This window comes from Hyphomonas sp. CY54-11-8, assembly GCF_000682735.1.
GTDB lineage: Bacteria > Pseudomonadota > Alphaproteobacteria > Caulobacterales > Hyphomonadaceae > Hyphomonas.
The window spans coordinates 58462-71971 of the sequence record NZ_AWFD01000034.1; the positions used below are offsets into that span (position 1 = coordinate 58462).

Annotated in this window: 12 protein-coding genes and 2 tRNA genes; 12 read left to right on the top strand and 2 right to left on the bottom strand. The window is 61.6% G+C overall.

What is annotated here, in order from left to right:
• Position 1: 1 nt before the first annotated feature.
• From HY17_RS14155 to HY17_RS14180, 6 genes are all read left to right on the top strand, one after another.
• Positions 2–601 (top strand): exopolysaccharide biosynthesis protein, encoded by a 600-nt coding sequence (locus tag HY17_RS14155; protein ID WP_034767766.1) that lies wholly within the window; start codon positions 2–4, stop codon positions 599–601.
• Positions 602–669: 68 nt separating this feature from the next.
• Positions 670–1587 carry an oxygenase MpaB family protein gene (locus HY17_RS14160; RefSeq protein WP_034767768.1) on the top strand — a complete coding sequence of 306 codons (918 nt, stop codon included), beginning with the start codon at positions 670–672 and terminating at the stop codon, positions 1585–1587.
• A 12-nt stretch (positions 1588–1599) separates the two neighbouring features.
• The gene (locus tag HY17_RS14165) at positions 1600–2808 is read left to right on the top strand and encodes an acyl-CoA dehydrogenase family protein (protein WP_034767770.1); all 1209 of its coding nucleotides are present in this window, start codon (positions 1600–1602) and stop codon (positions 2806–2808) included.
• Between the two features lie 11 nt (positions 2809–2819).
• Positions 2820–3608, top strand: a complete 789-nt coding sequence (locus HY17_RS14170) for a glutathione S-transferase family protein (protein WP_034767772.1) — start codon at positions 2820–2822, stop codon at positions 3606–3608.
• 41 nt (positions 3609–3649) lie between these two features.
• A complete protein-coding gene (locus tag HY17_RS14175) occupies positions 3650–4627 on the top strand; it encodes a nitronate monooxygenase family protein (RefSeq protein WP_034767774.1) in 978 nt (325 codons plus the stop codon).
• 14 nt (positions 4628–4641) lie between these two features.
• The gene (locus tag HY17_RS14180; RefSeq protein ID WP_034767776.1) at positions 4642–5499 is read left to right on the top strand and encodes an enoyl-CoA hydratase-related protein; all 858 of its coding nucleotides are present in this window, start codon (positions 4642–4644) and stop codon (positions 5497–5499) included.
• Between the two features lie 122 nt (positions 5500–5621).
• On the opposite strand, the gene HY17_RS14185 is transcribed toward HY17_RS14180, so the two are convergent.
• Together HY17_RS14185 and HY17_RS14190 are read right to left on the bottom strand one after the other, a co-directional pair.
• Positions 5622–5697: transfer RNA gene (locus tag HY17_RS14185), tRNA-Asn, on the bottom strand.
• A gap of 320 nt (positions 5698–6017) precedes the next feature.
• Positions 6018–6091 (bottom strand) — tRNA-Cys (locus HY17_RS14190).
• A gap of 149 nt (positions 6092–6240) precedes the next feature.
• Here HY17_RS14190 and HY17_RS14195 point away from each other — a divergent pair.
• The 6 genes from HY17_RS14195 to HY17_RS14220 all read left to right on the top strand — a co-directional run bounded on the left by HY17_RS14195 (position 6241) and on the right by HY17_RS14220 (position 13485).
• Entirely contained in the window at positions 6241–6894 is a 654-nt protein-coding gene (locus tag HY17_RS14195) for a protein-L-isoaspartate O-methyltransferase (protein ID WP_034767778.1), read from the top strand.
• Between the two features lie 116 nt (positions 6895–7010).
• On the top strand, positions 7011–8288 hold the full coding sequence (locus HY17_RS14200) for a TolC family outer membrane protein (RefSeq protein WP_051600131.1): 1278 nt from the start codon (positions 7011–7013) through the stop codon (positions 8286–8288).
• A gap of 104 nt (positions 8289–8392) precedes the next feature.
• Positions 8393–9076, top strand: a complete 684-nt coding sequence (locus tag HY17_RS14205; RefSeq protein WP_051600132.1) for a PopZ family protein — start codon at positions 8393–8395, stop codon at positions 9074–9076.
• A gap of 82 nt (positions 9077–9158) precedes the next feature.
• Complete coding sequence (locus tag HY17_RS14210) at positions 9159–11879, top strand: valine--tRNA ligase (protein ID WP_034767780.1); 2721 nt, start codon at positions 9159–9161, stop codon at positions 11877–11879.
• Positions 11880–11922: 43 nt separating this feature from the next.
• Positions 11923–12927, top strand: a complete 1005-nt coding sequence (locus HY17_RS14215) for an isoaspartyl peptidase/L-asparaginase family protein (RefSeq protein ID WP_065382938.1) — start codon at positions 11923–11925, stop codon at positions 12925–12927.
• Positions 12928–12948: 21 nt separating this feature from the next.
• Positions 12949–13485: a GNAT family N-acetyltransferase gene (locus HY17_RS14220; RefSeq protein WP_034767782.1), complete on the top strand. Its 537-nt coding sequence runs from the start codon at positions 12949–12951 to the stop codon at positions 13483–13485.
• Positions 13486–13510 lie beyond the last annotated feature (25 nt).

Here is a 13510-nt window from a genome sequence, read left to right on the forward strand (position 1 = left end):
CATGGCCACCGTCAATAATCTGTCCTCGCTGCTGCACAGCCTGGAAGCCAATACCGAAGGTGATACGGTCACCGTGCGCGCCATGCTGAATGCTGTGGGGCGGCGCTCCTACGGGCCGATTCTATTGTTGCTGGGCTTTCTTGCGCTCAGCCCGCTTACCATTATCCCGGGCGCGACCTGGCTGGTCGGCATCATCACGCTCCTGATTGCGGGCCAGATCCTGATCGGGCGGCCGTTTCCATGGGTTCCGTCGCGTTTCCTGAAAATCGAATTCCCGCGTGAGGCGCTGTTGCAGGGCATCAAACTGGCTGACCCTTATGTCTGTCAGGTCGACCGTTTCCTGAAACCACGGCTCGCTTTCCTGACCTCTCCATTGTTTGCGCCTTTCGTCGCGCTGATTTGCATCGCGGCCGCCATCCTGACGATTCCATTGGGATTGGTACCGTTCGGGCCGGTGCTGCCGGGGCTTACCGTGTTCCTCTTTGGCCTTGCATTGACGGCGCGCGATGGCTTCGTCCTGATCCTCGCTGCGCTGGGGTTGGCCGGGGCGTGCTGGTTACTTTTCCGCCTTTGGGCGCGGATTTCCGGCGCGTTCGCTTGACGCCGGGTACGGCCTTTTTGACTTGAGATGGCTGGGTTACGCTTGCGCAAACGTAAGGCGAGGAACCCATGTCAGAGATCAAATCCTATCTCGGCTGGAAGGTGGATTACCTGAATCCGTCCGGTGAGCCGGCTTTTGCCGGGCCGGACTCCGTTTCCTGGCAGGTCTTCAAGAATCCGGTCGCGCTCGCCATCGGCGGCGTGGCGGCGGTGCTGCTGGAGTTCGCAGACGCGCGCATCCGCTCCGGCGTCTGGGATCATTCCGTTTTCAAGACCGATCCGATCGGCCGGTCGAAGCGCACAGGGGTTGCGGCCATGGTCGGCGTCTATGGTCCGCAAAATGCGGCCCGCCGCGTCATTCAGGGCGTAACCAACATGCACGCCCGTGTCGAAGGGCAGACACCATCCGGAGAGTCTTACAAGGCTCTCGATGTCGAACTGCTCGACTGGGTCAGCGCCACGGCCAGCTTCGGCTTCCTGACGGCCTATGACCGCTTCGTGAAGCCGGTTTCCGATGCCGACAAGAAGCGCTTCTTCGAGGAGGGCGTACCGGTGGCGCGGCTCTACGGTGTGCAGAACCCGATCCGTTCCCTGGAAGACTTCGACGCGATGATGCAGACGCTGCTGCCGCGCTTTGAGCCGCATCCGATCAATACAGAATTCCTGGACATCATGTGCTCTGGCCGCGCGGCGCCGGGCGTACCCAAAGGCCTGCAGAGCGCGCTTGTCCATGCCGCCGTGGCAATCCTGCCGCCAGCCGTCCGTGAACGGTTGGAACTCGGCCCCGAATACGACCTTCACTGGAAAGGCGAAATGACGGTGAAGCTGATGGCGAAGACCGCCGAGCGGATCCCCGACCCGTCTTCTCCCGCCGCCCATGCCAGCGAACGCCTCGGCTTGCCGCGATCGTTCCTGTGGAAAAGCGATGCCGAGCGCGCCCGCCTCCTTGAGGCCGCCGCGCACCAGGCGTCTGTCCCAGCAGAATAGGTTGAGTAACTGATGGATCTTGCCTTCAAGCCCGATGAGGAAGCCTTCCGAGAAGAAGTGCGGGATTTCCTTGCTGACAATCTGACTGAAGACCTCCGCCGCTATGCCTCGCGCATGACCAGCGTCTATGCCGAGAAGGAGATCGGCCTCGCCTGGCAGAAAATCCTTGTCGAACAGGGTTGGGCAGCGCCGTCCTGGCCGGTGGAATATGGCGGCTGCGACTGGAACCTCGCGCAACACTACATCTTCGATATCGAAATGGCGCATGCTGGCGCGCCGCCACTGTCTCCGATGGGGATCGGCATGTGCGGCCCGGCCCTGATCGGCCATGGGTCGAAGGCGCAGAAGGATTACTATTTGCCCCGCATCCTGTCGGGTGAGGATTTCTGGTGCCAGGGCTATTCGGAACCGCACGCCGGCTCAGACCTTGCTGCGCTGACCATGTCTGCGGTCGAGGACGGTGACGACTTCATTTGCAATGGCCAGAAGATCTGGACCACGCACGGCCACGTCGCCAACATGTGTTTCTGCCTTGTGCGGACGGATTCTTCCGGCAAGCTGCAACAGGGCATCACCTTCATCCTGATCGATATGAACTCACCTGGTGTGTGCGTCGACCCCATCGTCATGACGTCCGGCGAGCATATCCAGAACTCGCTCTTCTTCACCGATGTCCGTGTGCCGAAGAAAAATGTCATCGGCGAAGTCAATAATGGCTGGACGGTCGCGAAATACCTTCTCGAATTCGAGCGGGGTGGGAACGCCTATGGCCCGCGCCTGATCGCCCGGCTGGAGGCGCTGCGCCGCCACGCGGCAGAGCAGGGCCTGCTGACACCGGATTTCGCCCGCAAGATCAGCCTCGCAGAAGCAGACGCCACCGCGCTCGAAGCGGCGGAAATGCAGCTGATGGCAGAGCTTGCAGGTGGCGGCACGCCGGGGCTCAAGGGCTCGATGATGAAGATCCGCGGCACGGAACTTAGCCAGCACATTACCGAACTCGCCATCGAACTGGCGGGTCTCTACGTGCAGCCCTTCCAGCCGCACCATACCAGCCCGGGTGGGCCGGTGACGACTGCGCCGCCATCGAATGCACCGCTGGTCGGGCCGGAGAGCGCCGTGACCGCGTCCGCGAAATATTTCAACGACCGGGCAGGTTCGATCTATGCCGGCTCCAATGAGATCCAGCGCAACATTCTCGCCAAGGGGCAGCTGCGCCTGTAGGACCGGACCAGATGATCACACTCTACGAACACCCGCTCTCTCCCTATGCCCAGAAGGTGAAGATCGCCCTGCGCGAAAAGGGCGTGCCGTTCGAAGTGGCGATGCCAGCGGGCATCGGGGCAGGCTCGACCGAAGGTGCGTTTGCAGAGGCTGCGCCGCGGCGGGAGGTGCCGGCCTTGATCGACGGGGATGTCTCCCTGTTCGATTCCACGATCATCCTCGAATACATCGAGGACAAATGGCCGGAGCCGTCGCTTTTTCCGGCTGACCCGGCCGCGCGGGCCAAGTGCCGGATCATCGAAGACGTGATGGACACACATTTCGAGGCGATCAGCTGGGGCCTCGGCGAGCTGCACCACTTCAAGCGCGGCGACGAAGCGACCCGCGCGAAGATCGAGCAGAACGCCGCCCGCCAGATCGCCGGCTTCATGGCGTGGCTGTCCGGCCAGCTCGGCGAGGCAGACTGGTTCAGTGGGAACGAGTTCGGCTGGGCAGACCTCAGCGTCGCACCCTATCTCAACGGCATTGCCGGCTTCGGATACGCGCCTGAGGCTGGCACGCCGCTCGGCGCCTGGCTGGCCCGGGTGAATGAACGCGACAGCGTTCGCGAAGCCGCAGAGCAGGCCCGCGCCTCGATCACGGGCATGCAGGCCGTCAGCGCGGCGGTGGAGGCCGGATTGTTCCGCCGCCACTATCGCGACCACAGGCTCGAATGGATGATCCGCTCGGGCGGTATGGAGATTGTCCGCGACGGAATTGAACACAATACGATCCGCTTTACGGACCACTGGGATAACTGAGCATCAACATGGCCGCCGGGTGCGGCCCAAGGAGGAACACAATGGCAATCAAGACACGCTTCACCGAGGAGTTCGGGATCGAACATCCGATCGCGCAGGGCGGCATGCAATGGGTCGGCTATGCCGAAATGGTCGCGCCGGTCGCGAATGCAGGCGGCCTCGGTTTCCTGACGGCGCTGACACAGCCGACGCCGGAAGACCTGGCGAAGGAAATCGCCCGCACCAAGGAAATGACGGACAAGCCGTTCGGCGTGAACCTGACCATCCTGCCGGCCATCAAGCCTCCGCCGTATGCGGAATACCGTGACGCCATCATCCAGGGTGGCGTGAAGATTGTCGAAACCGCCGGCTACAAGCCGCAGGAGCACATCGACCACTTCAAGCAGCACGGCATCAAGATCATTCACAAATGTACCGCTGTCCGCCACGCGCTGTCGGCTGAGCGGATGGGTGCTGACGCCATCTCCATCGACGGCTTCGAATGTGCCGGCCACCCGGGCGAAGACGACATTCCGGGCCTGATCCTGATCCCGGCCGCGGCCGACAAGGTGAAAGTGCCGATGCTGGCTTCCGGTGGCTTCGGCGATGGCCGCGGGCTCGCGGCGGCGCTGGCGCTCGGTGCCGATGGCATCAATATGGGTACGCGTTTCTGTGTCACGAAAGAGGCCCCGATCAACGAGGCGTTCAAGCGCCAGATGGTCGAGAATGACGAGCGCGCCACGAACCTCATCTTCCGCACGCTGCACAACACGGCGCGCGTGATGAAGAACGCGGTCTCCGACGAAGTGGTCGCGATCGAACGCAAGGGCGGGGCGAAATTCGAGGACGTCCAGCACCTCGTCGCCGGTGTCCGCGGCCGCAAGGCGATGGATGAGGGCGACACGGATGGCGGCATCTGGTCGGCTGGCATGATCCAGGGCCTGATCCACGACATCCCGAGCGTCGAGGAACTGATCGACCGGATCGTCGCAGACGCCGAGAAGATCATCAAAGGCCGTCTCGAATCGATGATCAAATAAGCGGAGAGGGTCATATGGCTTACGAGCAGGTGCTTCTTGAGAAGGATGGCCCTGCGGCCATCATTACCCTCAACCGTCCGGAAAAGCTGAATGCGTTCACGAACCAGCTTGGCCGGGAACTCGCCGATGCAATCCGCGCCTGTGATGCAGATGATGACGTCCGCGGCATCATCATCACGGGCGCGGGCCGGCACTTCTGCGCAGGCGCAGACATTTCCGATGGTGCGGATGCCTTCGACACAAAGAGCGGAACAGGCGCGAAGAATTTCGGGACAACGGAGCCCGGCAAGGACCGGGACGGGGCAGGTTTTATCGGGGTGATGTATGCCTGTCAGAAGCCGCTGATCGCGGCGTTCAATGGCGCGGCGGTTGGCGTCGGCATCACGATGGTGCTGCCGACCGATATCAAGATCGCGTCGGAAAAGGCGAAGTTCGGATTCGTCTTCGCCCAGCGCGGCTTGCCGCCGGAAGCGGGCAGTGCATGGTTCCTGCCGCAGCTGGTCGGCCTGCCTCAGGCGCTGCGCTGGTGCATGACAGGCAGGGTTTTCGAGGCGCAGGAGGCTCTGGAAGGCGGCCTGATCAGCGAAATCCACCCGCCGGAAGAACTGTTGCCCGCGGCCAAGCGAATCGTTGCCGAGATTGCACAGAACACGGCGCCAGTCTCCGTCGCGCTCGTGCGACAGCTGCTCTGGAGATTCGGTCCGGAGGCCGCTCCGTTCGATTTGCTGAAAGTCGATGGCCAGTTCGCTCTGACGCTCGGATCATCGCCCGACGTGAAAGAGGGCGTCACGGCTTTCCTGGAGAAGCGCCCGCCGGCGTTTCCCGGCAAGGTCTCCTCCGACATGCCGGAAGGATATCCGTGGTGGAAGTAGCAGAAACACAGATGAGCAGGCGCTGAAGGGCGCCTGTTCATGGTGTTTACATGGTGTATTCACAGTCTTCTTCTCGGTGCTGGGGCGCCGGAAAGTGTTGGATAAGAAGTGTGGGGAAGAGGTGGCTCCGCGAGTAGGACTCGAACCTACGACCGGGCGATTAACAGTCGCCTGCTCTACCAACTGAGCTATCGCGGAACAGCCGGAGAGGGGCTATTACCAGACCGCTCCACTGGTTCAAGCCCTCTGATGCTGAGAACAACATAATTCTTTCAGATCGCAGCTGAAAAACGCACAAAAAAAGGGCGGGAGACGTGTCTCCCGCCGAGGCGTTGGGTGATGGTGGGTGTCTCCAAGAGAAGACAGGGTTAACAATCTGCGGAATTGGTTAACACGATCTAAACGACTTGCCGAAAACTCGCATTTCTGCGTCAAGGATCGGAATTTTCTCCCGGCGCACGGAAGTGCCTGCGGAAAAACCGCATGAAAACAGGGGATTCTGTCGATTGAGGAAGGTCTGGAGGCCCCGGCCGGAATCGAACCGGCGTACACGGATTTGCAATCCGCTGCGTCACCACTCCGCCACAGGGCCATGCCGGAAGCAGGCCTCCTAGCAACCTTCCGCGCGGCGTGCAATCTGCCGTTTTCATGCCTGTGCGCGTTTATCGCTGATTGCATGTCCGATGCTGCATGCTAAAGGGCTCCCAAGAGGAACATACGCACCCCGAAAGGCGAGAGCCCATGAACTTCGAAGCCGCCCGTGAAATCATGGTCGACAGCCAGATCCGCCCGAACGACGTGTCGGATCCGGAATTCGTCCACGCTTTCCTGAACACGCCGCGAGAGGCTTTCGTCCCGGCCACCCGTAAACCGGTCGCTTACTCCGAACTCGAGATCGAAACCTCGGAGGGCCGCGCCCTCTGGACCCCGCGTGACACGGCGAAACTGCTGAAGGCGGCGGGTATCAAGCCCACGGATATCGTCCTCGTGATCGGGGCCGGTGCAGGCTACGAAACGGCCCTGATAAGCCACCTGTCCGAAACGGTGATTGCGCTGGAAGAAACGTCCGAACTGGTCGACGCCATGTCTGACCGCTTCGCCTCGCTGGGCTTCGACCGCGCCGTTGCCGTCGAGGGCAAACTGGAAGAGGGGCTCCAGGATCAGGGTCCCTTCGACGTGATCTACGTTTGCGGCATGGTCGAAACAGTGCCGCAGGCCTGGAAGGACCAACTGGCTGAAGCCGGCCGCCTGGCAGTGGTGGAGTTCGAACAGGATGGGGTCGGCCGCGGTCGCGTCTACACCAAGGCAGGTGATACCGTGTCGTCACGCTACGCTTTCGACGCCTTCCCGCCGAAATTTGCACAGTTCGACCGCAAAAAGGCATTTGTGTTCTGATTTTCGGGGCGCTCGGCGCTATCGTTAACTCCCCGGAAAAGTGAACACTGTTCTCTGTAGCTGCTTGGCCTGTATAAAGGCGTGTAATTTTAATTACGGCATCTGAGGAGCCTCCCATGACCTTGAAGTTTCGTATCCTTGCGGGCAGCGCGCTTGCCGGCCTGCTGGTGACCGGCCATGCGTCGGCCGAGACGTTGGAGGATGCGGTCTCCTCGGCAATCCTCTCCAACCCCCAGCTGGAATCGCAGCGCGTTGAATCGGACATTGCGCGGGAAACGCTAGAGCAGGCCCGGTCAGGCGGCCGCACCACCGTGACGATCGGTGGATCGGCTGGGTACCAGTATACGGACACCAACTCTCCCTTCAGTGTCAGCAACGGCAATTCAGGCGCGTTCTCCTCGCAAGTCCAGGCGACCAAGCCGATCTATACCGGCGGACGCATCTCCGCCGGCATTCGTCAGGCCAAGGCCGGAATCAGCGCGGCAGATGCACAATATGATGCCGCTCAGCAGGACCTGATCCTGCAGGTTATCACGGCCTACATGGATGTTCGCCGAGACCGCGAGACGGTTTCTATCCGCGAGAACAATGTCGAAGTGTCGGCGGAACAGCTGCGTGCGGCCGAAGACCGTTTCGAAGTCGGCGTGGTGACGCGGACGGACGTGTCGCTTGCCCGCGCCAATTTTGAAGGCACACGCGCGTCGCTCGCAGGCGCCGAATCTGCCCTCGAGACGAGTCTTGCGAATTACTCTTTCCTGACCGGGCTCACGCCCGGTGACCTGGCGCCGCCGCCGCCGGTTCCACCGCTGCCGCAGTCTCTGGAAGAAGCGACCCGGCTGGGACTGGACGCCAATCCGGACATGATCGCCGCCCGCCATTCGGAACGCGCCGCCATGGAAGCGATTGAAGCCGCCAAGGCGCAGGGGCGCCCGAGCGTAAACCTCGTTGGCACCGCACAGACCCAGTACTCGACGTTCGAATCACGGAATGTGCAGCAATCGTCGGTTTCCGGCGTCGTGCAGGGATCGATCCCGATCGTTACCGGCGGACTGGTGAAGAGCCAGACTAAGGCCGCGCGGCTTCGCCGGGACCAGGCCCGCCGTCAGATCGATGCGCTGGATCGCTCCATCCGGGCTCAGGTCGCGTCCGCATGGTATGGCTATGACGCGACTCTGCGGGCTATCGAGGCGTCCAAGCGCCAGGTGGATGCAGCCGAAATCGCCTATGACGGCGCCAAGGAAGAGCTGTCCGTTGGTGTCCGTACGACGCTGGATGTCCTGAATCAGGAACAGCAACTGTTCGAGGCCCGCCTTGCGCTCGTTCAGGCTGAACGGGATGCCTATGTTGCTGCGCACCAGCTGCTTCGGGCGACTGGCCAGCTGACGCAACCATAGCTACCGGTCCTGAAAGAGGTTAACATTGTCAGGTCTTTGTTAACCCAATCGCCTTAGCGATCGTAAACAGAATCGACGACGTGAAAGCATATCAGGGGGCTCTGATGGCCAACGAAGCACATAAGGAACCGACGATGGAGGAAATCCTCGCGTCGATCCGTAAAATCATCTCTGACGACGCGGCGGCGCCTGCGTCGGCCCCTCAGCCGGAGCCTGAAATCGCCAATGACGAGGATGACGATGTCAGCCTCGAAGAGGTGATGTTCGACGAAGACATCCGCGAGGAATCCTTCGAAGCGGAAGCTGCGCCGGAAGAGGCGGTTGAGCTGGAGATGGAAGCATTCGAAATCGAGGACTTCGCCGAAGAAGAGGCGCCTGCCGCGGCGCCGGAACCAGCCCAGAGCTTCGAATCCCTGCTTAGCGCATCGCGTTCGGCTGAATATGACCCTGAGCCGGAGCCCGAGCCCGTTCCAGAGCCTGTTGCGGTTGCGCCAGCTCCCGTCGAACCCAAACCGGCACCTGCGCCTGCGCCTGTGGAGAAAACAATGTCTGCATCGCCCGCTTACGACAATTCCTCGCTGACCGACGATTCGACCGCGAACGCCGCTGCCGGCGCGCTCGGCAAGCTGATCTCCAAGATGGATCTTGGCGGCAACAACACGCTTGAAGCGCTCGTCCGTGAGATGCTGCGTCCGATGATCAAGGAGTGGCTCGACGCCAACCTTGCATCGATCGTCGAACAGAAAGTCGAGGCAGAGGTAGAGCGGATCTCCCGCATGGCGCGCTAGCCTCTCCCGCCAAATTGTTTATAGGGAAGGGCGCGCCGCCACCGGCGCGCCTTTTTCTTTTATCTGGAATACGCCCGAAACGATGCTCGACCAAAGATTTGACCCCGCTGAAGCCGAACCCCGCCTGTATGAGGCGTGGGAGAACAAAGGCTGCTTCGAACCCTCCGGTGACACATCTGCGCAGGCCTATTCCATCGTCATTCCACCGCCAAACGTGACCGGCGTGCTTCACATGGGTCACGCGCTGAACAACACACTTCAGGACATCCTGATCCGGTTCGAGCGCATGCGGGGCAAGAACGTCCTCTGGCAGCCGGGCACGGACCATGCGGGCATCGCCACACAGATGGTGGTCGAGCGCCAACTCGCGCAGGAAGGCAATATGAGCCGCCGCGAAATGGGCCGCGAAGCCTTCGTCAACCGGGTCTGGGCCTGGAAAGCCGAATCCGGCGGGGCCATCGTGAACCAGCTGAAACGCCTCGGCGCCTCCTGCGACTGGAGCCGTGAGCGCTTCACCATGGATGAAGGGCTCTCGAAGGCTGTCACCAAGGTCTTTGTCGATCTCTACAACAAGGGCCTGATCTATCGCGACAAGCGGCTCGTGAACTGGGATCCGCACTTCCAGACGGCGATCTCGGACCTCGAAGTCGATCAGCGCGAAGTGAACGGCCATTACTGGCACCTGTGCTATCCGCTGGCAGATGGTGTCACATACGAGCACCCGGTCAAGGACGAGGACGGCAACGTCACCGGCACCGAGACGCGCGACTATATCGTTGTCGCCACTTCGCGTCCGGAAACCATGCTGGGCGATACCGGCGTTGCAGTGCACCCTGATGATCAGCGCTATGCCGGCCTCGTCGGCAAGTTCGTGGAGCTGCCGATTGTCGGCCGCCGTGTGCCGATTGTTGCGGACGAATATGCCAACCCGGAAAAAGGCTCAGGCGCGGTGAAGATCACCCCGGCGCATGACTTCAATGACTTCGAAGTCGGCAAGCGTGCCGGCCACACGCCGCTGAACATACTGACAGCAGTCGCTGCAATCGTTGACGGAGACGAAGCTGATGCGGCGGGCATTCCGGCAGCCTATCGCGGGCTCGACAGGTTCGATGCCCGCAAGAAAGTCGTCGAGGATTTCGAAGCCGCCGGCCTGCTGCAGGAAATCGAGAACCTTAAGATCGAGCAGCCTTTCGGCGACCGCTCCAATGTCGTCATCGAGCCGTGGATGACGGACCAGTGGTATGTCGACGCCAAGACGCTGGCGCAGCCCGCCATTGCGGCTGTGCGCGACGGCAAGACGAAGTTCGTGCCGGAGAACTGGGAGAAGACCTATTACAACTGGATGGAAAACATCCAGCCCTGGTGCGTCTCCCGTCAGCTCTGGTGGGGGCACCGGATTCCGGCCTGGTACTCCGAAGAAGGCGAAATCTTCGTCGCCGCGTCCGCCGAGGAAGCGCAAGCCATGGCTGGCGCGGGCGTCGATTTGAAACAGGAAGAAGACGTCCTCGACACCTGGTTCTCCTCAGCCCTCTGGCCGTTCTCAACGCAGGGCTGGCCGGACCAGACGGACGATCTCAAAACCTTCTTCCCGACAGCAACGCTCGTTACGGCCTTCGACATCATCTTCTTCTGGGTCGCCCGGATGATGATGATGAGCCTCGAATTCATGGGCGAAGTTCCGTTCAAGGACGTCTATATCCATGCCCTCGTCCTCGACGAGAAAGGGCAGAAGATGTCGAAGTCCAAAGGGAACGTCATGGACCCGCTGGAACTGGTCGACGAGTATGGCGCCGACGCGTTGCGCTTCACCATGGGCCGCATGGCCGGACAGGGCCGTAACATCCGCCTTTCCAAGCAGGCGGTCGAAGGGAACCGGAACTTCTCGACGAAGCTCTGGAACGCCGCTCGTTTCGCCGAGATGAATGAGTGTGGCGCCCCGGGGGAGATCGACTTCAACGAAATCCAGAGCCCGGTGAATCGCTGGATCCTCGGCGAACTTACCCAGTGTGTGGCGGACGTCGGCAAAGGCATCGAGGACTACCGCTTCGACGATGGTGCAGGCGCGATCTACCGCTTTGTCTGGAACACGTTCTGCGACTGGTATCTCGAACTGATCAAGCCGCTGCTCGGCGGAATGGATGATGCCGCCAAATCCGAAACGCGTATGGTTTGCGGCTATGTGCTCGACGAGACGCTGAAGCTGCTGCACCCGTTCATGCCGTTCGTGACGGAAGAGCTGTGGGATCGCCGCGCGCCGGGCCGCGTCGCCGACCAGGGCTTCCTGATGGGGCAGCAGTGGCCGGCGTTCACCGGCTTCCATGATGATGCGGCCGCAGAGGAAGTGGACTGGGTCATCGGCCTGATAACGGAGCTGCGCTCGCTGCGTAATGATCTCGGCGTGCCGGCTGGGGCAAAGATCCCACTCGCGCTGGTCAAGGCGGGGGCGGAGATCGAAGACCGCGCCATGCGGCATGAAGATGTCCTCAAACGTCTTGCGCGCCTCGAAGACATCGCTTTCACCGATGCGACGCCGGAAGGCGCCGTGACTGCCGTGTTCGGCGAGACCGTCGCTGCGCTTCAGATTGCCGACTTCGTGGACATCGCCGAAGCCCGCAAACGGCTCGACAAGGAACTCGGCCAGATAGAGAAGGACATCACGTCCACCGAGAAGAAGCTTTCCAACGAGAATTTCGTTGCCCGCGCGCCGGAAGAGATCGTGGAAGAGAACCGCCAACGTCTCGTCGATTGGGCAGCGCGGCGCGAAAAGCTGGCTGCGGCACGAAAGGGGCTTGAAGGTCTCTGACCTTCAGGTCCAACCTGCTGTCAGATGGACAGGAGGCTTTCCCATGATTTTTCGGCCGCTTCTCGCGGCAGCCGCGATTTTCCTCGCGGGCTGCCAGGTTTCGCCTGTGAACGCTGAGCCGCCGGAAGCGCCACAATGGCGTCTCGCGATTCATGGCGGGGCTGGCGTTATCACGCGCGGTTCCATGACGCCGGAGCAGGAAGCGCTTTACAAGGCAGGCCTGCAGGAAGCGCTGGAAGCAGGGGCCGAAGTCCTGCGCAATGGCGGCAGCGCACTCGACGCGGCGCAGGCGGCAGTTATCCCGATGGAGAACAACGAGATCTTCAATGCGGGCAAGGGCGCGGTCTTCACCGCTGCCGGTACGCACGAGCTGGATGCCTCCATCATGGAAGGCAGCACGCGCAATGCCGGTGCCGTGGCGGGTGTGACGATTGTGAAGAATCCGATCCTCGCAGCGCGGGCCGTCATGGACAATTCCGAACATGTGATGTTCGCCGGCCCCGGCGCCGATGCGTTTGCTGAAGCGCAGGGGCTGGAAACGGTTCCGAACACTTATTTCGACACCGAGCGGCGCCGCAAATCGCTGGAACGCGTACTGGAGACGATGTCCCGTACTGCGGCCGACAAGCATGGTACGGTTGGCGCCGTTGCCATCGACGCGGATGGCAACATTGCTGCTGCGACGACAACCGGCGGCATGACGGCCAAAACTGCCGGACGTGTCGGCGACTCGCCGCTGATCGGCGCCGCGACTTATGCCGAGAATGGTGTCTGCGGCGTCTCCGCGACAGGGCATGGCGAATATTTCATCCGTGTCGGTGTCGCCAAGACGATCTGCGACCGGGTGAAGCTGGCCGGAGAAAGTGTCGGCGAGGCAGCGCAGGTCGCGCTGGATGAGGTAGCTGCCCTCGGAGGAGATGGCGGTGTCGTGCTGGTGGATGGCCAGGGTGATGTCGATTTCGTCTTCAACAGCGAAGGCATGTATCGCGGATGGATCGACGCTGACGAATCCTGGGTTGCGATCTATGGCGACGAAGCAGACGAGTAAGTGCAGTTCCGGAGGTCTTCCATGGCATCTGACACTTCGCAGAGCCTGACAGTTCGCGACGCGGTGGTGGACGACGTCGCCGCGCTGACGGCGCTTGCGCGCAAGACGTTCACGGACAAGTTTGGCCATCTCTATAATCCGGGCGACCTGGCCGCGTTTCTGGAAGAATCGCACAATCCGGATCTCTACCGGGACTGGATCGCTGATCCGGATGTGCTGGTCCGGGTCTGCGAAACCGGCGATGGGGTGATGAAGGCCTACCTGCTTTGCAGTCCGCTCAGCCTGCCGGCGCCGGAGCCTCAGCCAGGCGCCCTGGAGCTCAAGCGGGTCTATGTCGATAACTCGTTGCAGGGCCGGGGCATCGGTTCAGGCTTCATCGATGAAGCGCTTGCCTGGGCGCGCAGCCGGAACGCACCGGAAATTTATCTCAGCGTCTATTCTGACAATCTCGATGCCCAGCGTCTCTATGCCCGTCTCGGCTGGGAGAAGGTGGCGGAATTCCTGTTCCCGGTGGGTGAGCACCGCGATCTTGAATTCCTTCTGCGGCTGAAACTCTGAGCGCCTTGGCGGGGCAGCCGAACCG